Source organism: Pantoea sp. ARC270, from assembly GCF_003236725.1.
GTDB lineage: Bacteria > Pseudomonadota > Gammaproteobacteria > Enterobacterales > Enterobacteriaceae > Pantoea > Pantoea anthophila.
Map to the genome: position 1 here is coordinate 1 of NZ_PUGA01000023.1, position 26,685 is coordinate 26,685.

31 protein-coding genes are annotated in these 26,685 nt (G+C 56.9%); 18 read left to right on the plus strand and 13 right to left on the minus strand.

Annotation, left to right across the window (positions count from 1 at the left end; translation table 11 throughout):
• The coding region (gene fepB, locus CKF42_RS11655; protein WP_111208255.1) for a Fe2+-enterobactin ABC transporter substrate-binding protein at positions 1–625 on the minus strand (625 nt) is incomplete at its 3' end.
• A 177-nt stretch (positions 626–802) separates the two neighbouring features.
• Between fepB and CKF42_RS11660 the strand changes: the two genes are divergently transcribed.
• The 5 genes from CKF42_RS11660 to CKF42_RS11680 are packed head-to-tail and all read left to right on the plus strand — an operon-like array spanning position 803 to position 5,661.
• On the plus strand, positions 803–1,981 hold the full coding sequence (locus CKF42_RS11660) for an isochorismate synthase (protein WP_111208256.1): 1,179 nt from the start codon (positions 803–805) through the stop codon (positions 1,979–1,981).
• A 10-nt stretch (positions 1,982–1,991) separates the two neighbouring features.
• Positions 1,992–3,602 (plus strand): (2,3-dihydroxybenzoyl)adenylate synthase, encoded by a 1,611-nt coding sequence (locus CKF42_RS11665; RefSeq protein WP_111208257.1) that lies wholly within the window; start codon positions 1,992–1,994, stop codon positions 3,600–3,602.
• A 24-nt stretch (positions 3,603–3,626) separates the two neighbouring features.
• Entirely contained in the window at positions 3,627–4,481 is an 855-nt protein-coding gene (locus CKF42_RS11670) for an isochorismatase family protein (RefSeq protein ID WP_111208258.1), read from the plus strand.
• On the plus strand, positions 4,478–5,236 hold the full coding sequence (gene dhbA / locus CKF42_RS11675) for a 2,3-dihydro-2,3-dihydroxybenzoate dehydrogenase (RefSeq protein ID WP_111208259.1): 759 nt from the start codon (positions 4,478–4,480) through the stop codon (positions 5,234–5,236). Before CKF42_RS11670 ends, dhbA begins: the two co-directional genes overlap by 4 nt.
• A gap of 2 nt (positions 5,237–5,238) precedes the next feature.
• Positions 5,239–5,661, plus strand: a complete 423-nt coding sequence (locus tag CKF42_RS11680) for a hotdog fold thioesterase (protein WP_111208260.1) — start codon at positions 5,239–5,241, stop codon at positions 5,659–5,661.
• A 64-nt stretch (positions 5,662–5,725) separates the two neighbouring features.
• Here CKF42_RS11680 and cgtA read toward each other — a convergent pair whose 3' ends face one another.
• The 3 genes from cgtA to rplU all read right to left on the minus strand — a co-directional run bounded on the left by cgtA (position 5,726) and on the right by rplU (position 7,725).
• Positions 5,726–6,898, minus strand: coding sequence for an Obg family GTPase CgtA (gene cgtA / locus CKF42_RS11685; protein WP_009092447.1), 1,173 nt, complete (start codon positions 6,896–6,898; stop codon positions 5,726–5,728).
• Between the two features lie 242 nt (positions 6,899–7,140).
• Positions 7,141–7,398: a 50S ribosomal protein L27 gene (rpmA, locus tag CKF42_RS11690; RefSeq protein WP_009092448.1), complete on the minus strand. Its 258-nt coding sequence runs from the start codon at positions 7,396–7,398 to the stop codon at positions 7,141–7,143.
• 15 nt (positions 7,399–7,413) lie between these two features.
• Positions 7,414–7,725 carry a 50S ribosomal protein L21 gene (gene rplU, locus CKF42_RS11695; protein WP_008925416.1) on the minus strand — a complete coding sequence of 104 codons (312 nt, stop codon included), beginning with the start codon at positions 7,723–7,725 and terminating at the stop codon, positions 7,414–7,416.
• Positions 7,726–7,982: 257 nt separating this feature from the next.
• Between rplU and ispB the strand changes: the two genes are divergently transcribed.
• Positions 7,983–8,954, plus strand: a complete 972-nt coding sequence (gene ispB / locus CKF42_RS11700; RefSeq protein ID WP_009092450.1) for an octaprenyl diphosphate synthase — start codon at positions 7,983–7,985, stop codon at positions 8,952–8,954.
• A 231-nt stretch (positions 8,955–9,185) separates the two neighbouring features.
• Complete coding sequence (locus CKF42_RS11705) at positions 9,186–9,470, plus strand: helix-turn-helix transcriptional regulator (RefSeq protein WP_111208261.1); 285 nt, start codon at positions 9,186–9,188, stop codon at positions 9,468–9,470.
• Between the two features lie 62 nt (positions 9,471–9,532).
• On the opposite strand, the gene murA is transcribed toward CKF42_RS11705, so the two are convergent.
• The 7 genes from murA to mlaF form a co-directional block, all read right to left on the minus strand.
• Positions 9,533–10,792 carry a UDP-N-acetylglucosamine 1-carboxyvinyltransferase gene (gene murA, locus CKF42_RS11710; RefSeq protein ID WP_111208262.1) on the minus strand — a complete coding sequence of 420 codons (1,260 nt, stop codon included), beginning with the start codon at positions 10,790–10,792 and terminating at the stop codon, positions 9,533–9,535.
• A gap of 67 nt (positions 10,793–10,859) precedes the next feature.
• The gene (gene ibaG / locus CKF42_RS11715; RefSeq protein WP_009092456.1) at positions 10,860–11,117 is read right to left on the minus strand and encodes a BolA family iron metabolism protein IbaG; all 258 of its coding nucleotides are present in this window, start codon (positions 11,115–11,117) and stop codon (positions 10,860–10,862) included.
• A 113-nt stretch (positions 11,118–11,230) separates the two neighbouring features.
• Positions 11,231–11,536: a lipid asymmetry maintenance protein MlaB gene (gene mlaB / locus CKF42_RS11720; protein ID WP_046101075.1), complete on the minus strand. Its 306-nt coding sequence runs from the start codon at positions 11,534–11,536 to the stop codon at positions 11,231–11,233.
• Positions 11,536–12,171: a phospholipid-binding protein MlaC gene (gene mlaC / locus CKF42_RS11725; protein WP_009092458.1), complete on the minus strand. Its 636-nt coding sequence runs from the start codon at positions 12,169–12,171 to the stop codon at positions 11,536–11,538. Before mlaC ends, mlaB begins: the two co-directional genes overlap by 1 nt.
• Positions 12,172–12,186: 15 nt before the next feature.
• Positions 12,187–12,732 carry an outer membrane lipid asymmetry maintenance protein MlaD gene (mlaD, locus tag CKF42_RS11730; protein WP_111208263.1) on the minus strand — a complete coding sequence of 182 codons (546 nt, stop codon included), beginning with the start codon at positions 12,730–12,732 and terminating at the stop codon, positions 12,187–12,189.
• Positions 12,733–12,736: 4 nt separating this feature from the next.
• Positions 12,737–13,519: a lipid asymmetry maintenance ABC transporter permease subunit MlaE gene (mlaE, locus tag CKF42_RS11735; RefSeq protein ID WP_009092460.1), complete on the minus strand. Its 783-nt coding sequence runs from the start codon at positions 13,517–13,519 to the stop codon at positions 12,737–12,739.
• A 4-nt stretch (positions 13,520–13,523) separates the two neighbouring features.
• Entirely contained in the window at positions 13,524–14,339 is an 816-nt protein-coding gene (gene mlaF / locus CKF42_RS11740; RefSeq protein ID WP_046101074.1) for a phospholipid ABC transporter ATP-binding protein MlaF, read from the minus strand.
• Positions 14,340–14,565: 226 nt separating this feature from the next.
• On the opposite strand from mlaF, the gene CKF42_RS11745 reads away from it, so the two are divergent.
• From CKF42_RS11745 to npr, 11 genes are all read left to right on the plus strand, one after another.
• The gene (locus CKF42_RS11745; protein ID WP_009092462.1) at positions 14,566–15,546 is read left to right on the plus strand and encodes a calcium/sodium antiporter; all 981 of its coding nucleotides are present in this window, start codon (positions 14,566–14,568) and stop codon (positions 15,544–15,546) included.
• A 16-nt stretch (positions 15,547–15,562) separates the two neighbouring features.
• A complete protein-coding gene (gene kdsD, locus CKF42_RS11750; RefSeq protein ID WP_009092463.1) occupies positions 15,563–16,546 on the plus strand; it encodes an arabinose-5-phosphate isomerase KdsD in 984 nt (327 codons plus the stop codon).
• Positions 16,547–16,559: 13 nt separating this feature from the next.
• Positions 16,560–17,126: a 3-deoxy-manno-octulosonate-8-phosphatase KdsC gene (gene kdsC / locus CKF42_RS11755; protein WP_009092464.1), complete on the plus strand. Its 567-nt coding sequence runs from the start codon at positions 16,560–16,562 to the stop codon at positions 17,124–17,126.
• Positions 17,123–17,695: an LPS export ABC transporter periplasmic protein LptC gene (lptC, locus tag CKF42_RS11760; RefSeq protein WP_009092465.1), complete on the plus strand. Its 573-nt coding sequence runs from the start codon at positions 17,123–17,125 to the stop codon at positions 17,693–17,695. Before kdsC ends, lptC begins: the two co-directional genes overlap by 4 nt.
• Positions 17,670–18,221 (plus strand): lipopolysaccharide ABC transporter substrate-binding protein LptA, encoded by a 552-nt coding sequence (gene lptA / locus CKF42_RS11765; protein WP_033736432.1) that lies wholly within the window; start codon positions 17,670–17,672, stop codon positions 18,219–18,221. Before lptC ends, lptA begins: the two co-directional genes overlap by 26 nt.
• Positions 18,222–18,226: 5 nt before the next feature.
• Positions 18,227–18,952: an LPS export ABC transporter ATP-binding protein gene (lptB, locus tag CKF42_RS11770; RefSeq protein WP_009092467.1), complete on the plus strand. Its 726-nt coding sequence runs from the start codon at positions 18,227–18,229 to the stop codon at positions 18,950–18,952.
• A 48-nt stretch (positions 18,953–19,000) separates the two neighbouring features.
• Entirely contained in the window at positions 19,001–20,434 is a 1,434-nt protein-coding gene (gene rpoN / locus CKF42_RS11775) for an RNA polymerase factor sigma-54 (protein WP_009092468.1), read from the plus strand.
• Between the two features lie 21 nt (positions 20,435–20,455).
• The gene (gene hpf / locus CKF42_RS11780) at positions 20,456–20,743 is read left to right on the plus strand and encodes a ribosome hibernation promoting factor (RefSeq protein ID WP_009092471.1); all 288 of its coding nucleotides are present in this window, start codon (positions 20,456–20,458) and stop codon (positions 20,741–20,743) included.
• Positions 20,744–20,893: 150 nt separating this feature from the next.
• The gene (gene ptsN, locus CKF42_RS11785; RefSeq protein WP_009092473.1) at positions 20,894–21,373 is read left to right on the plus strand and encodes a PTS IIA-like nitrogen regulatory protein PtsN; all 480 of its coding nucleotides are present in this window, start codon (positions 20,894–20,896) and stop codon (positions 21,371–21,373) included.
• A 47-nt stretch (positions 21,374–21,420) separates the two neighbouring features.
• Positions 21,421–22,275, plus strand: a complete 855-nt coding sequence (gene rapZ / locus CKF42_RS11790) for an RNase adapter RapZ (RefSeq protein WP_003851114.1) — start codon at positions 21,421–21,423, stop codon at positions 22,273–22,275.
• A complete protein-coding gene (gene npr / locus CKF42_RS11795; RefSeq protein ID WP_009092474.1) occupies positions 22,272–22,544 on the plus strand; it encodes a PTS phosphocarrier protein NPr in 273 nt (90 codons plus the stop codon). Before rapZ ends, npr begins: the two co-directional genes overlap by 4 nt.
• Before the next feature lie 2 nt (positions 22,545–22,546).
• Here npr and mtgA read toward each other — a convergent pair whose 3' ends face one another.
• A complete protein-coding gene (gene mtgA / locus CKF42_RS11800) occupies positions 22,547–23,266 on the minus strand; it encodes a monofunctional biosynthetic peptidoglycan transglycosylase (protein ID WP_111208264.1) in 720 nt (239 codons plus the stop codon).
• A gap of 886 nt (positions 23,267–24,152) precedes the next feature.
• Positions 24,153–26,486 (minus strand): aerobic respiration two-component sensor histidine kinase ArcB, encoded by a 2,334-nt coding sequence (gene arcB, locus CKF42_RS11805; RefSeq protein WP_111208265.1) that lies wholly within the window; start codon positions 26,484–26,486, stop codon positions 24,153–24,155.
• Between the last annotated feature and the right edge of the window lie 199 nt (positions 26,487–26,685).

Genomic DNA, 26,685 nt, shown 5'->3' on the forward strand with positions numbered 1-26,685 from the left:
ACAGGTTCACGGCCCGCCCGTCGCCGTTCCAGACCATCGCGGAAACCGGCTGCGGCGGCAGCGTCAGCTTCGCCTTCAGCGCCTTTTCGCGTGCCTCAAAGGCGTTTATCCGTGCGGCCGCATCCACCTCATGCCCCGTCGCCTTGCCCAGCAGCGTCACCAGCTGCTGCCAGCTTTTATCGTCATAATTGACCACCAGCACCGGCGCAATCGCCGCAAGCTGATCGACCAGTCTGATGGCTGAATCGTTGCCGGTGGCGCTGACCACAATCAGATCCGGCGCTTCGGCAGCAATCGCTTCTGCACGGGGTTCGCCAATGTAGAGACGCTTCACGCCGCGCTGTTTCGCCACCGCGCCCCACTGCCGGAAATAGCCCTGCTCATCCGCCAGGCGACTGCCGGGGGCGGTGGCCCCGCTGGCGACCACTGGCGCATTAATGGCCAGCAGCGATCCGGTCAGGGTCACGCTGGTTGAGACGATTCGGGTCGGTGCCTGCGTCAGGGTAAGATCGCCACTGGCTCCGGTAACGGTGCGCGGCCAGCCCGTCCCGGCCACCGCGCTGACACTGAGCAGGCTGCTCAGAAAAAACAGCACGATCGCCCTGCTAACCCTCTGTTTATTCATACGTTATTTTCCACACTCGTTCAGATAAGGTCGGCGGCTGTTTATGCTGATCTGACCCGGAGCAGCAGCCGAAGCGCCGCATATGGATTGACAGATCCGGCCAATCCACGTAGCTTAACGCCTAATAATACAAATGATAATCATTATTAGTTATCTTATCATTTCCGGGTGAAAAGTATGGCCGAATCACGCGCATTTGAACATCCCCTGTTACACGATTTTGCGGCACTCTGCCAGGGTTTCCTGTTTACCTCGCCCTGGCAAAGCCTCACCACACAGGGCTGCTTTACGACGCTGACCACGCCAGTCAGACAGGGTGAACAGCTGACAGGGGATTTTCAGCAGCAGCTTCAGCACCACTTTACCTCGGCCAGAAAGCAGGGCATTGCGCACCCCATCGTGGCAGGTGCCATCCCCTTTGACGTGGCGCAGCCCGCCGCGCTGTTTATCCCGGAGTCCTGGCAGCGCTTTAACCGTGACGATCTGATCGCCCGGGCCTCACTGGCAGACGCCGATCTGCCCGTGATTCGTCGCCGCACGGCGTTGCCGGATCAGGCGCGCTTTACCGACATGGTGGCGCAGGCAGTTGCCGCCACGCGTCGGGGCGACCTGAAGAAAGTGGTGCTGTCGCGGCTGATGGAGATCGTGGCTGAACAGCCGGTTGATACGGCTGCTCTGATGCAGCGCATCGTGGTGCAGAACCCCGGCAGCTATCACTTTCATCTGCCCCTGCCCGGCGGCGGCGCGCTGGTGGGAGCCAGCCCGGAACTACTGATTCGAAAACAGGGTCGCCTGTTCAGCTCCTGTCCCCTGGCCGGCTCGGCCGCACGCAGCCGCGATCCGCAACGCGATCGGGCCTCCGGCGACAGCCTGATGCAGTCGGCGAAGGATCGTCATGAACATCAGCTGGTGACAGATGCGATGCGCGCCACCCTGCAGCCGCGCAGCCGTTTGCTGTCGGTGCCTGAAACACCCTCTCTGCTGACCACGGCCACCCTCTGGCATCTCGCCACGCAGATCCGAGGCGAAGTGCTGGACGAGCGCGAAAATGCACTCTCCCTCGCCTGCCTGCTGCATCCGACGCCGGCGCTCAGCGGCTTTCCGCATCAGCGTGCGCAGGCCCTGATCCAGCGCCTTGAGCCGTTTGAGCGTCAGCTGTTTGGCGGCATCGTCGGCTGGTGTGACGACCGGGGCAATGGCGAATGGGTCGTCACCATTCGCTGCGGCACGGTGAAGGGGTCGCGGGTACGGCTGTTTGCCGGTGCGGGCATCGTGACGGACTCACAACCTGAAGCAGAGTGGCGTGAAACCGGCGTCAAACTCGACACCCTGCTTCGCGCTTTTGGATTGCAATAAAGGAACCTGCATGACGATCTCCTACAGCCGCTGGCCCGACGACCTGGCCGCCCGTTACCGTGAAAAAGGCTACTGGCTCGACCTGCCGATGACCGACATACTGAATCGCCACCGCGACAACGATAGTGTGGCGGTGATTGAGGATGACAGGCGGTTGACCTACCGCCAGCTGGCGGCACTGAGTGACAACCTGGCGGCAGCGTTACAGCGGCGTGGCCTGAAACGGGGTGATACGGCGCTGGTGCAACTGGGCAACGTGGCAGAATTTTACCTGACGCTGTTTGCCCTGTTTAAACTCGGTGTTGCGCCGGTGAATGCCCTGTTCAGCCATCAGCGCACCGAACTGACCGCCTACGCCAGCCAGATTTCGCCCCGCCTGGTGATTGCTGACCGCACGCATCCGCTGTTTGCCGATGACGCTTTTACTGCGCAGCTCCGCCGCGATCACCCTTCACTGCAGCAGGTGATCCTGCGCCATGCCTCACTGCCGGAACAGAGCCTTGAAGCGCTGCTGGCCGAACCGGCCGGTGCGTTTATGGCCACGCCGACCGCAGGCGACGAGGTAGCCTTTTTCCAGCTCTCTGGCGGCAGTACCGGCACGCCAAAACTGATTCCGCGCACCCACAACGATTACTACTACAGCATCCGTGAAAGTGACGCGATCTGTGGCGTCACCGCCGACACCCGCTATCTCATCGCCCTGCCCGCCGCCCACAACTTCCCGCTGAGTTCGCCGGGCGCGCTGGGCGTCTTTTACGCAGGGGGACAGGTTATTTTAGCCGCCGATCCCAGCGCGACAGCCTGCTTTCCCCTGATTGAGAAACATCAGGTGACCGATACCGGCCTGGTTCCGCCTGCCGCCAGCCTCTGGCTGCTGGCACTTCAGGAATCGAACAGCAAGGCGGCACTGGCCTCCCTGCAGCGCATGCAGGTGGGGGGCGCTAAGCTGGGCGAAACGCTGGCTGCACGCATACAGCATGAGATCGGCTGCACCCTGCAGCAGGTCTTTGGCATGGCCGAAGGACTGGTGAACTACACCCGGCTGGATGATGATCCGCAGACCATCCTCACCACACAGGGACGTCCGATTTCCCCAGATGATGAGGTCTGGGTTGCCGACGAGCAGGGTCATCCTCTGCCCGTGGGTGCCACCGGTCGTCTGATGACGCGCGGCCCCTACACCTTTCGCGGCTACTACAACAGTCCGGAACACAACGCCGCCAGTTTCGACGAACGAGGCTTTTACTGTTCCGGTGACCTGGTTGAGATCACCCCTGACGGCAACCTTATCGTGCAGGGTCGGGAGAAAGATCAGATCAATCGGGGTGGCGAGAAGATCGCCGCGGAAGAGATCGAAAACCTGCTGCAGCAACACGCCGATGTGATCCACGCGGCACTGGTCTCCATGAGCGATCCGCTGCTGGGTGAAAAAAGTTGCGCGTTTATCGTCACCCGTCAGCCGGTAAAACCGGCGGCGCTGCGGCGCCACCTGCGTGAACTGGGCGTCGCAGAATTTAAGCTTCCCGACCGCATTACCTGCGTAGATGCCCTGCCACTGACCCCGGTCGGCAAGGTCGATAAAAAACGTCTGCGCCAGCATCTTGCCGATCAACACGCGTAAGCCCGATCTGTCCGGAGAATTTTTATGACTATTCCACAACTGACCTCCTATCCACTGCCCGCCGCCACCGAGTTGCCGAATAACCGGGTTAAATGGGCGCTGGAGCCGGGCCGGGCCGCCCTGCTCATCCACGATATGCAGCGCTATTTTCTCAGCTTCTGGGGAGAGAACAGCCCGCTGATTGAGCAGGTCGTCGGCAATATTGCCCGCCTGCGTCGCTACTGCAAAGCGCAGGGTATTCCGGTGTTTTACACCGCCCAGCCGACGGCGCAGAGCGATGCGGATCGCGCCCTGCTCAACGATATGTGGGGACCGGGCCTGAATAAGCATCCCGACCAGCAGAGGATCGTGGCGGCGCTGGCCCCCGACGAGGACGACCAGGTGCTGACTAAGTGGCGCTACAGCGCCTTTCATCGCTCCCCGCTGGAGGCGATCCTGAAGGAGATGGGCCGCGATCAGCTGATTATCACGGGCGTCTATGCCCATATCGGCTGCCTGACCACCGCCACGGATGCCTTTATGCGTAATATCCAGCCGTTTATGGTGGCCGATGCGCTGGCTGATTTCAGCCGCGAGGAGCATATGATGGCGCTGACTTACACCGCCGGCCGCAGCGGAAAAGTGGTGATGACGGCTGATATGATGCCGTTCCCTCTCAGCAAAGCGGATCTACGCGCGCTCGTCCTGCCGCTGCTGGAGGATGATGAGGTGCCGGAGGATGATGAAAACCTGATCGATTATGGTCTGGATTCGGTGCGCGTCATGGCGCTGGCGGCACGCTGGCGTCAGGTTCACCGGGATATCGACTTTGTTACGCTGGCGAAAAATCCGAGCATCGATGGCTGGTGGGCGTTGCTGTCGCGGGAGCTCACTCAATGAGCCACACCTTCGACTTCAGCGGTCGCGTTGTCTGGGTAACCGGAGCCGGTCAGGGCATTGGTTATCAGAGTGCGCTGGCCTTTCATCGGGCAGGCGCGCAGGTGGAAGCCTTTGACCTGCAGTTTGCGCGGCAGGATTATCCGTTTCGCTGTCATCGCCTGGATGTGGCCGATCCGGATCAGGTAGAAACGATCTGTCAGCACGTGCTGGCAACGCAACCGCGCGTTGATGTGCTGGTCAACGCGGCGGGCATTTTGCGCGTCGGTGCCACCGATGCGCTCTCCTTCGCTGACTGGCAGGCGTGCCTGAACGTCAACGCGGGCGGCGCCTTTAACCTGTTTCAGCAGACGCTGCCGCGCTTTCGCCAGCAGCGCGCCGGGGCCATCGTCACCGTGGCGTCTAACGCGGCGCACGCGCCGCGAATCGGCATGTCGGCCTACGGCGCATCGAAAGCGGCACTGCGCAGCCTCTGTCTGACCGTGGGGCTGGAAATGGCCCCTTTTGGCGTTCGCTGTAACATCGTTTCACCCGGCTCCACCGACACCGCGATGCAGCGCAGCCTGTGGCAGACCCCCGGCGGCGAGCAGGAAATGATCGCCGGTTTTCCGGATCAGTTTAAACTGGGGATCCCGCTGGGCAAGATCGCGCAGCCGCAGGAAATTGCGGCCACCGTGCTGTTTCTCGCATCAGACCTGGCCAGCCATGTGACCCTGCAGGATATCGTGGTCGACGGCGGCGCAACCCTGGGAGCCTGAAAATGGCTGCGATCTGGAAACGATCCTTCGATCTTCCCACCCTGAATGCACTGGGCGAGCAGTCGCTGGTCGCCCATCTCGGGATCGTCTTTACCGTGATAGGCGAGGATTACCTGGAAGCGACGATGCCGGTGGATGCGCGCACGCACCAGCCATTTGGCCTGCTGCATGGCGGGGCCTCCGTGGTACTGGCGGAGTCGATGGGCTCTATGGCCGGGTATATGGCGGTGGAAGAAGGTAGCAGCGTGGTGGGTGTCGAAGTCAATGCCAGCCATCTGCGTGCGGTGTCAGCCGGGACAGTGCGGGGGATCTGTCGCCCCCTGCATCTGGGCAGACGCAGTCAGAGCTGGCAGATCGAGATCCGTAACGGCCGGGATCAGTTGTGCTGCAGTGCGCGACTCAGCGTGGCGGTGATGAGCAGCTGAAAAAAAAGCCCCCCTTTCGGTTGGAAAGAGGGGCTTTGCCGGTCAGCCTGTGGCCGCGTCGTGGTTAGCGCTGATAGATAATTTCGACGCCTTCGTCGTCTTCATCATCCCAGTCGTCATCCCACTCTTCATCTTCCACTTCTGTCGCATTTTCAAGGGTTTCTTTGTGGTAATCGTCCCACATGAACTCCACTTTCTCCGGCTGCTTCTCTTCGAGCTCGGCTTCTTTCGGGTTGGCGTTGATGAAGCTCATCACATCCCAGCAGAGTTCGTTGACGCCGGTACGGCTGGCGGCAGAGATCAGGTAATACTTATCTTCCCAGCCCAGCGCCTCAGCGACCGCTTTGGCACGTGCCTGCGCTTCTTCTTCACCAATCAGGTCCACTTTGTTGAAGACCAGCCAGCGCGGTTTGTTGAACAGCTTCTCGCTGTACTTTTCCAGTTCGCCAAGAATGATGCGGGCGTTTTCAACCGGATCGCTTTCATCGATCGGATCGATGTCGATCAGGTGCAGCAACACGCGGCAGCGCTCCAGGTGCTTCAGGAAGCGGATCCCGAGACCGGCACCCTCAGCGGCGCCTTCAATCAGGCCCGGAATATCGGCCACGACAAAGCTCTGCTCGCTGTCCATACGTACCACGCCCAGGCTTGGCACCAGGGTGGTAAACGGATAGTCCGCCACTTTTGGCTTGGCGGCCGACACGGCGCGAATAAAGGTGGATTTACCGGCATTCGGTAAGCCCAGCATGCCGACGTCCGCCAGCAGCATCAGCTCAAGCTGCAGGTCGCGCTTCTCACCCGGGGTTCCCATGGTTTTCTGGCGCGGGCTGCGGTTCACTGACGATTTAAAACGGGTGTTGCCCAGGCCATGCCAGCCGCCTTTACCGACCATCAGTTTCTGGCCGTGACGCGTCATGTCGCCTAAGGTCTCGCCGGTTCCCTGGTCGATAACCCGGGTGCCGACCGGAACTTTGATTTCGATATCTTTACCGCGTTTACCGGTACAGTCGCGGCTCTGGCCATTCTGCCCGCGTTCAGCGCGGAACGATTTCTCGAAACGATAATCGATAAGGGTATTGAGGTTTTCATCGGCGATCAGATAAACGTCGCCGCCGTCACCGCCATCACCCCCGTCAGGGCCGCCCTTCGGGATATATTTTTCGCGGCGGAAGCTGACGCATCCATTACCGCCATCACCCGCGACGACCAGAATTGTCGCTTCATCAACAAACTTCATTTTCAATCTCCGTCACACAATCGCCTGCAGCACTCTGCAGACGGGTCCGCCAGGGTCTTCTGCGCTGACCAGCGGCGGATAAATCAGGACTGGCTGTCGCCAGTGTGTACATAAAGTGTACAGCAAACTTCAGTGAGGCGTCGCTTTTACCGCGACAGAGCGCAGAATGTAAAAAGCCCCGCAGGAGCTGCGGGGCCTTTAATTCGTGCGTTCAGACGTTAAACGTCTGCGTCACGACAACCTTACTCAGCAACGATGCTGATGTATTTACGGTTGTTCGGACCTTTAACTTCGAATTTTACTTTGCCGTCTGCGGTAGCGAACAGGGTGTGGTCACGACCACAACCTACGTTGCTGCCTGCGTGGAATTTGGTGCCACGCTGACGAACGATGATGCTACCTGCCAGAACAGATTCACCACCAAAACGCTTAACACCCAGACGTTTTGCATTGGAGTCACGACCATTTCGAGTCGAACCACCAGCCTTTTTATGTGCCATTTGTCAGATCTCCTCTTACGCCGTGATACCAGTGATTTTCACATCAGTGAACCACTGGCGATGGCCAGCCTGCTTACGGTAGTGCTTACGACGACGAAACTTAACGATCTTAATTTTCTCGCCACGACCGTGAGCAACAACTTCTGCCTTGATCATACCGCCTGAAACCAGTGGCGCGCCGATTTTCACGTCTTCGCCATTAGCAATCATCAGAACCTGGTCAAACTCGATGGTTTCACCGGTTGCGATGTCCAGCTTTTCCAGGCGAACGGTCTGACCTTCGCTTACTCGGTGTTGTTTACCACCACTTTGGAAAACCGCGTACATATAAAACTCCGCTTCTGCGCTTGCCTTTTAGTTCATCAGGCGGCGCGCTAAATATTCACAATAGGGCGCGAATTCTACGCAAAACTCCAGAAGAAGACAAGAGCACTTTGCACACTCTTGCAGAAAAAAAACACAGGCTGAATGCAACCGTTTCTCAGGCTGAAAATTCAAGTACAATCAGTAACAGATTACCTGAACGCTGGCTGGGTAAAAGCACTTACCATGGCAGAGATAACGAGTCATAGCTGAAAAGACGAATGAACTTAGAACAGATCAACGAATTAACCGCACAGGATATGGCTGCCGTTAACCAGACCATCCTCGACCAGCTGAATTCAGATGTCTCGCTCATCAACCAGTTGGGCTACTACATCATCAGTGGTGGGGGTAAGCGTATCCGTCCCATGATTGCCGTGCTCTCCGCACGCGCCATGGGCTACAAGGGCGACCTGCACGTGACCAATGCGGCGCTGATCGAATTTATCCACACCGCCACGCTGCTGCATGACGATGTCGTGGATGAATCCGATATGCGTCGTGGCAAAGCGACCGCGAACGCGGCGTTTGGCAATGCGGCAAGCGTGCTGGTCGGGGATTTTATTTACACCCGCGCCTTCCAGATGATGACCAGCATGGGGTCGCTGCGTATCCTGGCGCTGATGTCAGAAGCGGTCAACGTGATCGCTGAGGGCGAAGTCCTGCAGCTGATGAACGTGAACGATCCTGACATCACCGAAGAGAGCTACATGCGCGTGATTTACAGCAAGACTGCGCGCCTGTTTGAAGCCGCGTCGCAGGCTTCTGCGATCCTGGCTGACGCCACGCCGGAAGAGGAGAAAGCGCTGCAGGATTATGGACGCTATCTGGGCACGGCTTTCCAGTTAATCGACGATTTGCTGGATTACAGTGCGGACGGAGAGACGCTGGGTAAAAACACCGGCGACGACCTGAGCGAAGGGAAACCGACGCTGCCGCTGCTGCATGCAATGCAGAACGGCTCACCTGAGCAGGCGAAGATGATCCGCGAAGCCATTGAGCAGGGTAATGGCCGCCATCTGCTGGAACCGGTACTGGAAGCGATGCACCAGTGTGGTTCGCTGGAGTGGACCCGCACCCGCGCCGAACAGGAAGCGGACAAGGCGATTGCCGCTCTGCGCATTCTGCCTGAATCACCCTGGCGCAGTGCGCTGGAGTCGCTGGCGCATATGTCAGTTCAGCGCGATTTCTGATTCCCTACGGAGCCTCCCTGGCTCCGTTTCTCCTCCCCGCTCTCACTTCTTTATGTTCGCTCATTGCTGTTGCATGCCTTTTGCGGGCTGTCACACAGACCCGACGCTGACGCCAAATATTACTGGAAATTAATGGAAACTATTTGCTATAAAAAACGCTTACTTTCCAGATAACAGTAAAAAGGTAAGCCAACGTCCCGGTGGACGACACAAAGACAAGGAGAACGGGTTATGCAAAAAAGGATGGAAGACTGGCACCCGGCTGACATTATCGCAGCCCTGCACAAACGCGGTACCACGCTGGCCGCACTGTCACGCTCGGCCGGCCTCAGCTCATCAACACTCGCGAATGCGCTGACGCGCCCGTGGCCAAAAGGCGAATGGCTGATCGCTGAGGCGATCGAGGTGCATCCCAGCGAGATCTGGCCCAGCCGCTACTACGATCCTGACACGCACCGCCTGCTGGATCGCAAAAAACGTATCCGGATCCCCGTCGATCTTTCCGGCACGCCCTGAGATCGACAGGCGAAAAAAAACCAGCCCCGCAAAGGGCTGGTTCTTTCAGCGCATACCTGAGATTACTCTTCGCTGACGCGCTCGATATTCGCACCCATCGCTTTCAGCTTATCTTCGATATGCTCATAGCCACGATCGATGTGATAAATGCGATCGACGAATGTCGTGCCTTCCGCGATACAGCCAGCCAGAACCAGGCTGGCAGAAGCGCGCAAATCGGTCGCCATCACCTGCGCACCGGACAGGGTTTCCACCCCGTGACAGATCGCGGTGTTGCTCTCGATCTCCGCATGGCCGCCCATACGAATCAGCTCCGGGATGTGCATGAAACGGTTTTCGAAAATGGTTTCGGTAATCACGCCGGTGCCTTCCGCCACCATATTCAGCAGGGTGAACTGCGCCTGCATATCGGTCGGGAAACCCGGATGTGGCGCGGTGCGCACATTGACCGCTTTAGGGCGTTTGCCGTGCATATCGAGGCTGATCCAGTCTTCGCCGGTTTCGATATCGGCACCGGCGTCACGCAGCTTAGAGAGAACCGCATCCATCGTATCGGGCTGAGCCTTGTGGCACATTACTTTGCCGCCTGAAATGGCGGCTGCCACCAGGAAGGTGCCGGCTTCGATACGGTCCGGCAGAACGCGGTAAACACCGCCGCCCAGACGCTCGACGCCTTCGATGGTGATCTTATCGGTGCCTGCGCCGCTGATGCGGGCACCCAGCGTGTTAAGGAAGTTGGCGGTATCGACAATTTCCGGCTCCCGCGCCGCATTCTCAATCACGGTGGTGCCGGTCGCCAGGGTTGCCGCACTCATGATAGTGACGGTTGCGCCGACGCTGATCTTGTCCATGACAATCAGCGCGCCCTTCAGGCGGCCGTGGACGGACGCCTTGACGTAGCCCTCTTCCAGCTTAATCTCGGCACCCAGCTGTTCCAGGCCGGTGATATGCAGGTCAACCGGACGCGCACCAATCGCGCAGCCGCCCGGCAGCGAAACCTGACCCTGACCAAAACGCGCCACCAGTGGGCCCAGCGCCCAGATGGAGGCGCGCATGGTTTTCACCAGATCGTAAGGCGCACAAAATACATCGACCGCGCTGGCATCGACATGCACAGAACCGTTGCGCTCCACCTTCGCACCCAGCTGGCTCAGCAGCTTCATGGTGGTATCAATGTCGCGCAGCTTTGGCACATTCTGGATCTCTACCGGCTCTTCAGCCAGCAGGGCAGCAAACAGAATAGGTAGCGCGGCGTTCTTCGCCCCGGAAATGGTTACTTCACCACTTAAGCGGGTGGGGCCTTGCACACGAAATTTGTCCATTAACACGGCTCTCAATTAACTAGCTAAAGATGGGACTCGCTTACCACGAGTGCACCACGCTGAGGGATCAGAAACCGTTGAGTTTACGGTCGCGCGCCCATTCAGCGGGAGTATAGGTTTTGATAGAGACAGCATGAATGCGGTTGTCCGCGATGTATTCCATCAGCGGCGCGTAGACAGCCTGCTGTTTTTTCACGCGGCTCAGCTCGCCAAACAGTTCGCCTACGGCGATCACCTGAAAATGGCTGCCATCGTTGCTCATCACATGCACTTCGTCTAAAGGCAGCGCTGCCATCAGCACGGCCTGAATTTCACTGTTTTCCATTGTGCTTAACTTCACTTAATAATAATAAGGCTGACATAGTAGAGGAAAGCGGCTGACTCTTAAATACGCAAAAGCCCCTGTTGAAAACAGGGGCTTAGCATAACAAGCGGAAATCAGGCGCTTTTATCCGCAGAAACAATAATCTGTTGCAGATTGTAAAGCGTAATCAGCGACTGCAGTTTGTCGCTGATACCGGCAAAGCGCGGGGTGCTCCCCTGCGCCCGTGCGATTTCCCGCAGGTGCACCAGCAGAGCGAGGCCGGAAGAGTCAACCCGGTTCAGCGCCGCGACGTCGATCGTCTCGACGCCGCGAATCAGCGTTTCACGCTGCTGCCAGAGGCCCATCAGGGTGTCGCGATCCAGCTCGCCTTTCAGTAATAGCGTGCTGGCTTCGCGCTCCCAGCGTAACGATTCGTGCATTATTGTTGTTTATCCAGCGTGATTGGCTGTGACGCAGACGATTTGAGCTGCGCCGTCAGACCATCGATACCTTTGGTCCGTAACAGATCGCTCCACTCATTCTGTTTGGTGGTGATCATGCTGACGCCTTCGGCAATCATGTCATAAGCCTGCCAGTTGCCAGTCTGGCTGTTTTTACGCCACTGAAAGTCGAGGCGAACCGGCGGACGGCCATTAGGATCGATGATAGTGACGCGAATCGCCACAATTTTGGCGTCGCCCAGCGGCTGCTCAGGCTGGATCTGGTAGCTCTGGCCGTTGTAGAGGGCCAGTGCCTGACCATAAGCCTGGGCCAGATAGTCGCCAAAAGCGCTGAAGTAAGCTTCGCGCTGGGCCGGTGTTGAGTCACGATAGTAGCGACCCAGCACTAATGCGCCCGCATATTTGATCTGCACGTAAGGCAGCAGTTCCTGACGCACAATCTGACGCAGGTAGTTGGGGTCCTGCTTGATTTTTGGCTGCTCATTTTTCAGACGGCTGAAGGTCTTTTGCGCCGCTTCGTTCATCAGCTTGTAGGGATTGCTCTGGTCGGCTGCCGTTGCCGTCAGCGGGACCGCAACCACCAGCATGGCAATCATCAGTAAACGTTTAAACATGGTATGCCCTCTTCTTTAAGGTTGAGCCGGTTCCGCAGGCGCGGCACTGCTGCCATCCTGCGCCTCCTTGCCCTCATTTTTTTGTTTGTTGTCGCCGCTCTTGTAAAGGAACTGACCGATCAGATCTTCAAGCACCATCGCCGATTTGGTGTCGCGCAGCGTATCGCCGTCTTTCAGCATCGCCGAACCGAGCTCAGGGTCGTCAAAGCCTAAATTAAGCGCCAGGAACTGCTCACCCAGCAGACCCTGGGTGCGAATCGCCAGCGAACTGGTGTCTGAAATTTTATTCGCGTACTGATCGCTGATCTCCATCGTGACGCGCGGCAGCAGGGTCTTCGGTTCAAGCTCGATATCCGTCACCCGGCCAATCACTACGCCGCCGATTTTGACCGGCGAACTGGCTTTGAGGCCGCCAATATTGTCAAAGGTCGCGTAGAGTTTCCACGTCGGCTCCGTGCCCATTGACTTCAGGTCGGCGACGCGCAGACAGAGGAACAGCGCGGCAATCAGCGCCATAATCATAAAAATGCCAACCCAGATTTCGCTTTTTTTGCTTTGCATTGCATCAATTCCCAAACATCAGTGCTGTCAGCACAAAATCCAACCCGAGTACCGCCAGAGAGGCGTGTACGACGGTACGCGTTGTCGCGCGACTGATCCCTTCGGAAGTGGGAATCGCGTCATAGCCATTAAAAAGAGCAATCCAGGTCACCGTCACGGCAAAGACGGCACTTTTGATCAGGCAGTTCACCACGTCGGTGCGGAAATCGACGGCATTCTGCATCGCCGACCAGAAGAAGCCGGGATCGATCCCCTTCCAGCTCACCCCCACCAGCGCACCGCCCGCGATCCCGACCGCCGTAAAGATGAGTGCCAGCAGCGGCATGCTGATGAAGCCCGCCCAGAAACGGGGCGACACCACCCGGCGTAACGGATCGACCGCCATCATCTCCATACTGGAGAGCTGCTCGGTGGCTTTCATCAGGCCGATTTCCGCCGTCAGCGCCGAGCCCGCCCGGCCGGCAAACAGCAGTGCGGTCACCACCGGTCCCAGCTCTCGCAGCAGCGACAGGGCCACCAGCATACCCAGACTGGTTTCGGCGCCATAGGTGGTCAGCACCAGATAGCCCTGCAGCCCGAGAACCATGCCAATGAAGAGACCCGATACCACAATAATCAGGAGCGACAGCACGCCAACGCTGTAGAGCTGTTTGATCAGTAGTGGCGTGTGTCTGCGAAACGCCGGTTTTCCTACCAGCGCGTGAAACAGCATTAATCCTGCGCGTCCAAAACTGGCGCACGTTTCAATTCCCTGACGACCAAACGACGCCAGCGCCTTCAAGACCATCTGTTTAGTTACTCCGTGAGCCGGTTAAATCAGCGAGATAATCGCCGGCAGGAAAACGGAATGGAACCGGACCATCCGCATCGCCATCAATAAACTGGCGCACGCGCGGGTCGTTATTCTCTCGCAGTTCCGGCGTGGTGCCGTGTGCGATAATTTTTTGTCCGGCCACAATATAGGCATAGTCCGCAATGCTCAGTACTTCCGGTACGTCATGCGAGACCACGATGCAGGTCAGGCCCAGCGCATGGTTCAGTTCATCAATGAGTTTGACCAGCACGCCCATGGTAATCGGATCCTGACCGACGAAGGGCTCATCAAACATGATGAGTTCCGGCTCCAGCGCAATAGCGCGCGCCAGGGCCACACGTCGCGCCATCCCGCCTGACAGCTCTGCGGGCTTCAGCTGGGCCGCGCCCCGCAGGCCCACCGCCTCCAGCTTCATCAGCACCGTGCTGTGCAGCAGCGGCTCAGGCAGTCGCGTATGTTCACGCAGCGGCCACGCAACGTTTTCATAAACTGTTAAGTCTGTAAACAACGCACCCGACTGGAACAGCATGCTCATCTTTTTACGCGCTTCATACAGTCTGGCGCGTGATAATGACGGAATGTTTTCGCCACGGAAAAAAATCTCGCCGCGGGTCGGCTGAAGTTGCCCCCCAATCAAGCGTAGCAGAGTGGTTTTTCCGATCCCCGATGGCCCCATAATCGCGGTCACTTTGCCTTTCGGCACGGTCAGCGAGATGTCATCAAAGATGGTGCGATCTCCGCGCGAAAAACTCACGCCACGAACCTCAACCAGATTCGTTTGCTGCTGGGTCATTATTACCTCTTGTAAGGATCGGGCGTAAACATGGGGTACGATGGTAGCCTGTTCAGTCCTGATTCACGATAGCTTTACAGAAACTTACCGCTAAGATTTGGCGAAAATGGTCATTAAATTTACTTTTGCCCCTGAGGCGGTCAAAATCAGCGCCTGTCTCGCCAAACAGAATTTTAAACCGGCCGGGAACGCATTGCCGGCCTGAGTTTTTACGCAAGGATTTTTCATGTTCGTAGCTTCTGCACTGTTGATTATCGGTTTGCTTTTACTGGCTTATGGTGCCGATCGTCTGGTGTTTAGCGCCTCAATATTATGCCGCTCTCTGGGCATTCCGCCGCTGATTATCGGCATGACCGTGGTCAGCATCGGCACCTCGCTGCCGGAGATGATCCTCTCCTTTTCGGCAGCGCAGCATGGCCAGATGGATCTCGCTGTGGGCACTGCCCTCGGCTCGAATATTACGAACATTTTACTGATTCTGGGTGCCGCTGCGCTTATGCACCCACTGAGTGTGCATTCTAATCTGATTCGCCGCGAACTGCCGCTGATGTTGCTGGTCACCCTGCTCAGCGGTTTTATGCTGTTTGACAATCAGCTTAGTCGACTGGATGGAATTGGCCTGATCGCGATTGCCGCGATTTATCTTCTGGTGGTGATTCGCATCGCGCGCAAGGCCGAACGGGACAATAACGATACCCTGACCCGCGAGCAACTGGCCGAGCTGCCCCGTGAAGAGAGCGGCAACACGGTGGCCTTTCTCTGGCTCGCCGTTGCGCTGATTATCCTGCCGATGTCGACCCGTATGGTGATCGACAACGCCACGGCCTTTGCCGACTACTTTGGCGTCAGTGAGCTGGTGATGGGCCTGACGCTGATCGCCGTGGGCACCAGCCTGCCTGAGCTGGCAACGGTCATCGCCGGTGCACTGAAAGGCGAAGATGATATCGCGATCGGTAATCTGGTCGGCGCCAACATTTATAATATTGCCATCGTGCTTGGCCTGCCGGCGCTGATCCACCCCGGCAGCATTGACTATCACGCTTTCGCCCGTGACTACTGGGTGATGCTCGGCGTGAGTGCGCTCTTTGCCCTGCTCTGCCTGCTACGGCGTCGCCGTGTTGGCCGGACGGCAGGCCTGATTTTACTCTGTGGTTTCTTCGTCTGGGTGACGCTGCTGTGGATGCAGCCGGCGTTCATGGACGGCTAACAAGGACAGACTCACTATGTCACATCAGCAACCAACAGCATTCGACTTCCAGCAGGTGGGAAAAACCGTCCTGCGCATTGAGCGTGAAGGGCTGGAACAGCTCGATCAATATATCAATGAGGATTTTGCCCGGGCCTGCGCCCTGATCTATGCCTGCCAGGGTAAGGTGGTGGTGATGGGCATGGGGAAGTCAGGTCACGTCGGCAAGAAAATGGCGGCGACCTTTGCCAGCACCGGCACGCCTGCCTTTTTTGTGCATCCGGGCGAAGCCAGCCACGGCGATCTGGGCATGGTGAGCAAAAATGATGTCGTCATCGCCATCTCTAACAGCGGGGAGTCGAACGAGATTCTCGCCCTGATTCCGGTGCTGAAGCGCCAGCACATTACGCTGATCTGCATGACCGGACGGCCTGACAGCGCGATGGGACGGGCTGCCGACGTGCATCTCTGCGTCCACGTTCCTCAGGAAGCCTGCCCGCTGGGTCTGGCCCCGACCAGCAGTACCACCGCCACGCTGGTGATGGGTGATGCTCTGGCGGTTTCGCTGCTGGAAGCGCGGGGATTTACAGCGGAGGATTTCGCCCTCTCCCACCCCGGCGGTGCGCTGGGCCGGAAACTGCTGCTGCATGTGGCCGATATCATGCACAGTGGTGATGCGCTGCCGCATGTCACCCGTGACGCCTCACTGCGCGATGCGCTGCTGGAGATTACCCGCAAAAACCTCGGTCTGACGGTGATCGTTGACGACCTGATGAAAATCGAAGGGATTTTTACTGATGGTGACCTGCGCCGCATCTTTGATATGGGCATCGATTTTCAGCGTGCCACCATCGGGGAAGTGATGACGCCAGGGGGCATCCGCGTCCGGCCAAACATGCTGGCGGTGGATGCCCTGAACCTGATGCAGACCAAAAACATTACGTCGATTCTGGTGGCCGATGACGACCATCTGCTCGGTGTGGTACATATGCATGACATGCTGCGCGCTGGCGTAGTCTGAACAGGAAGAGAAAATGCAACAGGCAACTCCCCCGATTGACACCTGCTACGGCCCGGTCAGTGCTGAGGTTATGGCGCGCGCCAGTCGCATTCGTCTGCTGATCTGCGACGTGGACGGCGTGATGTCCGACGGGGTGATCTACATGGGAAATAACGGCGAAGAGCTTAAGGCGTTCAACGTGCGGGATGGCTATGGCGTGCGCTGCCTGCTGACCTCAGATGTGGAAGTGGCTATTATTACCGGCCGCAATGCCCGTCTGATGGAAGATCGCTGCAAAACGCTCGGCATCCGTCATCTTTATCAGGGACAATCGGATAAGCTTTTGGCCTATCGCGAACTTCTGGATAAACTATCTCTTTCCGACGACCAGGTCGCCTATATCGGCGATGACCTGATCGACTGGCCGGTCATGGCGAAGGTGGGATTGAGCGTGGCGGTGGCGGATGCACATCCTATCCTGTTGCCGCGCGCAGACTATGTTACCCGTATCGCCGGTGGACGCGGTGCGGTTCGTGAAGTCTGCGATCTGATCTTAATGGCGCAGAACAAATTTGAGGATGCCAAAGGGCAATCAGTATGAGTAAAAGCAGGCGTTGGATAACGCTGATTCTGACCTTGATTGCACTGGTTTTGATCGGCTGGAATCTTACCAATAAGGATGACGATGGGATGCCCGTCGGGACAGACAGTCAGTCTCCGACCTACACCAGTGCGGATTCGCACACGGTGGTTTATAACCCGCAGGGCGCGCTGTCCTATAAACTGGTCTCAGACAAAGTGACCTATTTCTCGGATGACGAACTGAGCTGGTTCGAGCATCCGGTGATGACCACCTATGATGAGAACAAGATCCCGACCTGGACGTTACGCGCGGATAAGGCAAAGCTCACTAAAGATCGTATGCTTTATCTTTATGGCCATGTTGAGCTCAACACGCTGACGCAGGATTCTCAGCTGGAGCGGATCAAAACAGATAACGCGCAGATCAATCTGGTGACCCAGGATGTTACCTCGGATGACCAGGTGACATTGTATGGCCGCAGCTTTAACTCCACCGGCATGAAAATGCGCGGCAATTTACGGACAAAAAACGCCGAGTTAATCGAGAAGGTCAAAACCTCTTATGAAATTCAAAATGAACAAAAATAGCCTGAAGCTTTTACTGGCCAGCGTGCTGCTGGCGACCAGCGTTCCGGCGCTGGCCCTGACCGGTGACTCGGACAAACCCGTTAATATTGACTCGCAGAATCAGGCGCTGGATTTACAGGGCAATGTCGCGACCTTTACCGGTAACGTCATTGTGACGCAGGGCACCATCAAAATTACGGCAGATAAAGTCGTGGTCACCCGTCCGGGCGGCGACAGTAAGAAAACCATCGTCGACGCCTACGGTAATCCTGCCACCTTCTATCAGATGCAGGACAGCGGCAAACCGGTTCAGGGCCATGCCGCAAAACTGCATTACGAACTGGCCAACGATTTCGTTGAACTGACCGGCAATGCGTTTATTGAGCAGCAGGACAGCAACATCAAAGGCGATCGCATCACCTACCTGGTGAAAGAGCAGAAAATGCAGGCTTTCAGCCAGGGCCAGAACAAGCGCGTCACCACCGTACTGGTGCCGTCGCAACTTCAGGATAAAGCGTCGTCCAACAGCGAGAAGAAGAGTAACTGATAGCTATGGCCACATTAATCGCAGAAAACCTGGCGAAGGCCTACAAAGGCCGTCGCGTGGTAGAAGATGTCAGTCTGCAGGTGAAATCCGGCGAGATTGTCGGCCTGCTGGGCCCGAACGGTGCCGGTAAAACCACCACGTTTTACATGGTGGTCGGCATCGTGCCGCGTGACGCGGGCCGTATCGTGATTGACGATGAAGATATCAGCATCCTGCCGCTGCATGCGCGTGCGCGTCGTGGCATCGGCTATCTGCCGCAGGAGGCGTCCATTTTCCGTCGCCTCAGCGTTTACGATAACCTGATGGCGGTGCTGCAGATCCGTGACGATCTGACCGAAGAGCAACGCCAGGATCGCGCCCGCGAGCTGATGGAAGAGTTCCACATTGAGCACCTGCGCGACAGCATGGGCCAGGCCCTCTCCGGCGGCGAACGCCGCCGTGTTGAGATCGCGCGTGCGCTGGCCGCCAATCCGAAGTTCATTCTGCTGGATGAGCCTTTTGCCGGTGTTGACCCTATCTCCGTTATCGACATTAAGAAGATCATTGAGCATCTGCGTGACAGCGGCCTCGGCGTGCTGATTACCGACCATAACGTGCGTGAAACGTTAGCGGTCTGTGAGAGGGCCTATATCGTCAGCCAGGGCCACCTGATCGCGCACGGCACACCCAATGAAATTCTTGCGGATGAGCAGGTTAAGCGGGTTTATTTGGGTGAAGAGTTCAGACTCTGATAAGGTGTCGTTAAGACCGCTATTTACCTGGGAACTATCATCCTGTCTATGAAGCAAGGCTTACAACTCAGGTTCAGCCAACAGCTGGCAATGACTCCCCAACTGCAGCAGGCGATTCGTCTGCTGCAGCTCTCTACGCTTGAACTCCAGCAGGAGCTACAGCTGGCGCTGGAAAGTAATCCCCTGCTTGAGCAGACGGACCCGCACGACGAGATCGACTCCCGGGACGCTGCAGAAGCGGAGGCGCTGGATACCCGCGAAGCGCTTGAGCAAAAAGAGATGCCCGATGAACTGCCGCTGGATGCCACCTGGGATGAGATCTACACCGCTGGCACACCTTCCGGCACCGGGACGGACTATCAGGATGACGAGCTACCGGTCTACCAGGGTGAGACGACGCAGTCCCTGCAGGATTATCTGATGTGGCAGGTCGGCCTGACGCCGTTCAGTGATACCGATCGCGCGATTGCGACCTCTATCGTCGATGCTATCGATGACACCGGATATCTCACCGTTTCGCTTGAGGAGATCCTCGACAGTATCGGCAATGACGAGCTGGAGGTGGATGAAGTTGAAGCGGTGCTGAAACGCATCCAGCGCTTTGACCCGATTGGCGTGGGTGCGCGCGATCTGCGCGACTGCCTGCTGGTTCAGCTGTCACAATATGCGCCCGACACGCCCATGCTGACCGAAGCACGTCTGATTGTCAGTGAGCATCTCGACCTGCTGGCTAACCACGACTTCCGTAGCCTGATGCGGGTAACGCGCCTCAAAGAAGAGGTGCTGAAAGAGGCGATGCTGCTGATTCAGTCGCTGGACCCGCGTCCCGGCCAGTCGATCAACACCGGCGAACCGGAATATGTGATTCCCGATGTGCTGGTGCGCAAGGTCGGCAGCCGCTGGACGGTTGAACTCAACGCCGACAGCCTGCCCCGCCTGAAGATCAATCAGCACTATGCGGCGATGGGCGGCACCACGCGTAACGACAGCGACACGCAGTTTATTCGCAGCAACCTGCAGGAAGCACGCTGGCTGATTAAGAGTCTGGAAAGCCGCAATGATACACTGCTGAAAGTGACGCGCTGTATCGTTGAGCAGCAGCAGGCGTTTTTCGAGCAGGGGGAAGAGTTTATGCGCCCGATGGTCCTGGCTGATATTGCTCAGGCCGTTGAGATGCACGAATCAACTATCTCCCGCGTGACCACGCAGAAGTATCTGCACAGTCCGCGCGGTATTTTTGAACTGAAGTACTTTTTCTCCAGCCACGTCAACACGGAAGGGGGCGGCGAAGCCTCCTCTACCGCGATTCGTGCACTGGTGAAAAAATTAATTTCAGCGGAAAATCCAGCCAAACCCTTGAGCGACAGTAAACTGACCTCCATGTTGTCCGATCAGGGGATCATGGTGGCACGGCGTACCGTCGCAAAATATCGTGAGTCTTTATCCATCCCGCCATCGAACCAGCGTAAACAGCTGGTTTGACAGAAATGAGAAGGAAGACCTATGCAGCTGAACCTGACCGGGCAACACGTTGAAATTACGCCACCACTGCGTGAATTCGTCAGTGCTAAATTTGCCAAACTGGAACACTATTTTGAGCACATCAATCAGGTCTATATTGTCCTGAAAGTTGAGAAAGTCATGCAGGTGGCTGACGCAACACTCCACGTTAACGGTGGCGAGCTGCACGCCACGTCGGAAGCGGAAGATATGTACGCGGCGATTGACGGGCTGATCGACAAGCTCGCCCGTCAGCTGACTAAACATAAAGATAAACTGAAAAAACATTAACCTTCATGCTGGCTACGCGCGCCTGGCGCACTGAGCCGACAGGATGGGGCGGATAATCCGCCCCGTTTTGTCATCTGGCAGGCGTCATTTTCCGTCACGTCAGAAGACGCCGGCGGTGAATGGCCTGGTGAACCCGCAAGTGAAACGATAATGAACAACGATCTTACACTGGAATTGAGCACGGTGCTTTCGCCTGACTGCACACGCAGTGGCGTACACTGCCAGAGCAAAAAACGTGCGCTGGAAATCATCAGCGAACTGGCCGCTAAGCAGCTCAACCTGCCGCACCAGACGCTTTTCGAAGCGATCCTGACGCGTGAGCGTATGGGCAGTACCGGTATCGGCAACGGGATAGCGATCCCGCACGGCAAGCTGGAAGAGGATACGCTGCGCGCGGTCGGGGTCTTTATCAGCCTCGAACAGCCGATTGCGTTTGATGCCGTTGATAACCAGCCGGTCGATCTGCTGTTTGCCTTACTGGTTCCGGCTGACCAGTGCAAAACACACCTGCACACCCTTTCACTGGTGGCAAAGCGTCTGGCCGATAAAACGGTCTGCCGCCGGCTGCGCGCTGCGCAGAGTGATGAAGAGCTTTATGCCATTATTACGGAAAACCAGACAGAGCTGTAACGCGTCTTTACCGGCCGGGTGCCGGTTTTAAAACGGGAGAGAAGGTCATGGTGCTGATGATCGTTAGCGGTCGTTCAGGCTCGGGGAAGTCAGTGGCACTCCGTGCGCTGGAGGATATGGGGTTCTACTGTGTTGATAACCTGCCGGTGGTGCTGCTGCCGGAGTTAGCGAACTCACTGGCAGAGCGGAATATTTCGGCGGCGGTCAGCATCGACGTGCGCAATATGCCTGAATCCCCCGAAATTTTTGAAACCGCACTGAATAATCTGCCCGACTCCTTTTCACCTCAGCTGCTGTTTCTCGACGCCGACCGCAACACGCTGATTCGCCGCTACAGCGATACGCGTCGTCTGCACCCCCTCTCCAGCAAAAATCTGTCGCTGGAGAGCGCCATTGATGAAGAGAGCGATCTGCTGGAGCCGCTGCGTTCGCGCGCCGATCTGATCATTGATACGTCAGAGATGTCGGTGCATGAGCTGGCCGAGATGCTGCGCACCCGCCTGCTGGGCAAGCGTGAACGTGAGCTGACGATGGTATTTGAATCCTTTGGTTTCAAACATGGCATCCCTATCGACGCGGACTACGTGTTTGACGTGCGCTTTCTGCCCAATCCCCACTGGGATCCGAAACTGCGCCCGATGACCGGCCTCGATCGCCCGGTCGCGGCCTTCCTCGACCGCCACACGGAAGTGCATAATTTTATCTACCAGACACGCAGCTATCTTGAACTCTGGCTGCCGATGCTGGAGACCAACAACCGTAGCTATCTTACCGTGGCGATTGGCTGTACCGGCGGTAAACACCGCTCAGTCTATATCGCCGAGCAGCTGGCGGACTATTTCCGCTCGCGCGGTAAGAATGTACAGTCACGCCATCGCACGCTGGAAAAGCGCAAATCATGACCGTCAGACAAACTGTAGAAATCAAAAATAAGCTGGGCATGCATGCCCGTCCGGCGATGAAGTTGTTTGAGCTGGTGCAGAGCTTCGATGCCGAAGTGTTACTGCGCAACGAGGCTGGCACCGAAGCCGAGGCCAGCAGCGTGATCGCCCTGCTGATGCTCGACTCGGCAAAAGGGGGACACATTGAGATTGAAGCCAGCGGGCCGGAAGAGGTCCCGGCGCTGGCTGCGGTCATTGAGTTATTTGAAGCGGGCTTTGATGAAGAGTAAGGTCAGTTAAGCTGATTACGCTGTAAAAAGCCCTCTCCCCCCAGCTGACGCATCTGGCGCAGTATCCACTGCTGCCGCGACCTGACATAGCCTGAAGGCGCGGCGGCACGGTAACGAATCGGATTCGGCAGGACCGCCGCCAGTAAAGCAGCATCGGCCGCAGTGAGCCGGCTGGCAGGTTTGTGGAAATAGTGCTGTGATGCGGCCTCCACACCAAAGATGCCCGGCCCGAACTCCGCGATATTGAGATAGACGGTCAGAATACGCCGCTTCGTCCAGACCGTCTCAATCCCCACCGTCAGACCCGCTTCCAGCCCCTTACGGATCCAGCTGCGACCATCCCAGAGAAAGAGATTCTTCGCGGTCTGTTGTGACAGCGTGGACGCTCCGCGCATCCGGCTGTCGCTGTTATCCAGCACCGATTCAATCGCCGCCACATCAAAGCCCCAGTGCGTGGGAAACTTTTGATCTTCAGAAGCGATAACGGCCAGCCCCATCCACGGCGAGATCTCATCATGTCCGACCCAGTCTGAGTGCGCCACATAACTGAAATCACCGCGCAACCACGCCCCCACCTGTCGCTCCACCATCACTGCGGAGAAGGGCACCGGTAAAAACGAAAAGAGTAAAATGCCGGCCAGCCACACGCCCAGCCAGACCAGCAGGAGACGGCCGGCAATCCGTCTGATACGCCGTCCGGCGCTTCCTTTATGCTTGTTCATGCAATCTTCCCATACCTGTTTCAGACGTTAATCAATTACTCATGTAATCACTGCCAGAAAAATCGCCTTTTTGCGATTTTCGGTGAAAATGAACGGTGCGTTTCCAGACTTCATGCACCTATTTTGCATCAACATGCGGCAACAGATCGAAATAGTTCAAGGACTTCCGAAAAAAGGAATCGGTTCCATTCATTGCCACTGCTTAGCATCTTTCCAGATAAACACTTAATAATGGGTAATAAACGCCGCTTTAAATCATTCATCAACCTTAACTGTTATTTTTTTCTGTTGTCGTAATGGTTCAACTCTTAACCAGAACTATTCTTATAACGTCTAAATAAACAGCAGAGGTCAGCGTAAATCCTGTCATAAATGACCCGGTTTTCGATCCCTGCCCCGCAACCCGGCAGACGCAGAAAAGCGCAAAGTTTAAGATTCATTTCTGCCATTCCGAATCGTTTTGGATGATTCGGTTCATTTCAGGCTGCCGGCTTGCAATATCAGCGCGTTACGCGGACTGTCAGGGCAAATGAACCTGCCAGTTCGCTTTTACGCTGTACGGTCTTCGCGACATGGCGCAGCCGCGTTAAAAGTACGCGAAAAAGGGTAAATCTGATTAAAATAGCAGCAACATAACGCGGAAATTAATTCCTTGCTTGACTGTGTTGCCAAATTAATGTTTTCTGTGTTTAAACGCTGCTCAACATCACACATTTTAATGAATCTTGTCACATGAGAAGATGAATTTGCTAAGGTGATGACAGTGTTAACCAATACCCTGCGGCTGCATTAATTATTCAAATCATAGCGGCCGCAACATTTTCCCTGGTGTTGGCGCAGTATTCGCGCACCCCGGCCTCGGCTGGGGTCATTTTTTTCTGCCGTTTCACTTCTCCTGTCCGGCAACCCAGTCGCGCAGAACCTGCACATCGTGTCGCCACTCATGTTTCAGCTCTTCAATCCATTCAACCACGTTGTCCCACCACGCCGGCAGCTCCGGACTCTGGATCTGTTTCGCCAGCATCTGTAAACGCTGCAGCCCGACGGACCCGGCCGCGCCTTTGATTTTGTGCCCCTCTTCCGCAATTCCTTTCTGATCGCGCGCCATCAGATTCGATTCCAGCACCGCAAGATAGTCCGGCATCATCTTCTCAAACATCGTCAGGCTCTGCGTAATCAACCCCGGGCCCACCAGCTCGATATACTGTTCGAGCATTGCGACATCCAGCAGCATCCGGATTTTGTCATCGCTGACGGCGGGCGTTTCATCGTCCGTTTCTGCCTGATAGTCCCAGTATTTTTTGATCATTGCGGTCAGGGCAGGCACGGCCAGCGGTTTACTGAGCACATCATCCATCCCGGCGTCGAAATACTCTTTTTTATCTTTCAGCACGTTGGCCGTGAGCGCCACCAGCGGAGGCAGATGTGCGCCCTGATACTGCTGGCGAATCGCACGGGAGACATCCAGCCCGGTCATATCGGGCAGCTGAATATCCAGCAGCACCAGATCGAACTCCAGCGGGTCAAACATCGCCAGAGCCTCGCTGCCGGTCATGGCGACCTCCACGCTGCATCCCAGCTTCTCCAGAACGGAGCGCGCCACAATCACATTCAGTTCGATATCCTCAACCAGCAGCACATGCAGCGCAGGCAGAGGCAGGCTGTCGTCGACGCCTTCGTCAATCACTTCTTCTGCGATGCGTGGTGCTTTAATTTCGACGGTGAAGCATGAGCCCTGGCCGGGCGCACTCTGTACGCGGATATCTCCCCCCATCGCCTGGGCCAGACGACGTGAAACCGCCAGCCCGATGCCGGTTCCGGTCGCCGGTTTCCCGCCATGCTGATCTTTAACCTGATAGTACATCGCAAAGATCTTGTCCTGCTCCTCCTGCCGGATACCCATGCCGGAGTCCTGCACCTCAAAGCGCAGTGTTTCATCCTGCTCATACGCGACGCGCACCACGATCTCGCCCTGCTGGGTGAACTTCACGGCGTTACCAATCAGGTTCCAGAGAATCTGACGCAGACGCGTTCCGTCGGTGGAGATCATGTGAGGCAGCGGCAGTTGCGGCGCGAGCACAAACTTCAGCCCTTTTGGCTGCGCCAGCAGGCCGGAGAGATTCTCTAAATCGGCGAGGAAACCGGTGAAGTCGAGCGGCTGATTATCCAGCTGAACTTTACGACGCTCGATTTTGTCCACCTCAATCACATCGTTGAAGATGTTGCCCAGCGTAATGGCCGAGACGTGGATGGTTTTCAGGTATTTCAGCTGTTCCTGGTTCAGATCGGTATCCAGCAGGATGCGGCTCAGGCCGACAATGCCATTAAGCGGCGTACGCAGCTCGTGGCTGATAGTGGAAATAAAGGTGGTCTTTTCCCGGCTGGCGTTCTCTAACGCGTCCTGATAGCGCTTACGCTCGGTGATATCGCGGCCAAAGCCCATCAGCCCGCTGCGTTTGCCGACACGATCGTAATAGGGCACCTTGCGGATCTCAAAACAGGCTTTGCGCCCGTCAGGATATTGCAGCCACTGCTCATAGGTCAGGGAGACGTTATGGCGGAACACTTTTTCGTCCGTTTCCAGCACCTTGGTTGCGGCTTCATCATCGTAGATATCGCGCGGCGTCAGGCCAATCAGCTGCTTTTCGCTTTTGCCGGTCAGCAGCTCCATGGCGCGGTTGCAGCCGGAGAACTGCTTGTCGATATTGCGATAGAACACCAGGTCAGGTGACGCATCCAGGAAGGAGCGCAGGAAGGATGATTGCTGCTCCAGCTCAATCTGAGCCTGTTCGCGGCGGGTGACCTCTTCGCGCAGCTTGTCCATCACCTGTTCGCGCGCCAGCTCCGCTTTTTTACGATCGCTGATCTCCTGATTCAGCTGGGTGATGGTTTCCTTCATCTGCTGATTGAGTTCCAGGTCGCGGGTGCGCATCTCTTCCAGCTTATCCACCAGCCTTGCCAGCCGCTGCCGCGACTCCTCAAGCTGATCGACCACCACCGACAGAAAATAGACGGCCCAGGGCGTAATCAGCAGGCCAAAGAAGACCGAGCGCACCACATCGATACTCTCGACGTGCCCCCGCAATACCATCGTGACCGCCATCTGGACAATCATCGCCAGCACCACCAGCGCAGAGGCCAGCAGCAGCGAGAACCTGACCAGGCCAAGTTTGACCATTAAATCGACATAGTACTGCGCCAGCAGACGAATCTGTTTCATAACGACTCCCTGGAAAAGAAACAGCCCCATGATAGCGCAGTTAGCCTGCGGACGTCGCAGCACGTCACGCGAAGATGAGGGATTGAATGCGCTTTTATGGTGCATCCGCCCTGCCGTTCGGCGACGTTTGGTACAAACCGGTTAAATCCCTTGACTGATTGTGCCAAATGAATAATCTGTAAGGCCGCCTGTGAATCGC